Genomic DNA, 243 nt, shown 5'->3' with positions numbered 1-243 from the left:
GCGCTTGGCAATATCCAGTTCGCTGATGCCGGTCTCTTCTTTCAGTGGGCGAATGTCGAGAATACATTCATGCGCCACGCGACCATCGCGACCGGTATACAGTACCGGATAAGCATCTTTCAGACGGCTGGCAATGTAGTTAGCGTTAAGGATCGCCACCTGGCTTGCCTGCTTCAGACCTTCTGCGCCCATCATACGGATGTACATCCAGCTGATTGGCAAAATGGATGCGCTACCGAACGG

1 protein-coding gene is annotated in these 243 nt (G+C 53.5%); it reads right to left on the bottom strand.

Features of this window, described 5'->3' with window-relative positions; translation table 11 throughout:
• Positions 1-243, bottom strand: a 243-nt coding sequence (locus tag FDX22_RS32010) for a hypothetical protein (protein WP_370317804.1), incomplete at both ends; no start/stop codon positions are given.

This window comes from Citrobacter sp. TBCS-14, from assembly GCF_005280805.1.
Lineage (GTDB): Bacteria > Pseudomonadota > Gammaproteobacteria > Enterobacterales > Enterobacteriaceae > Citrobacter > Citrobacter gillenii.
This window is presented reverse-complemented; position numbering and strand designations above follow the sequence as displayed.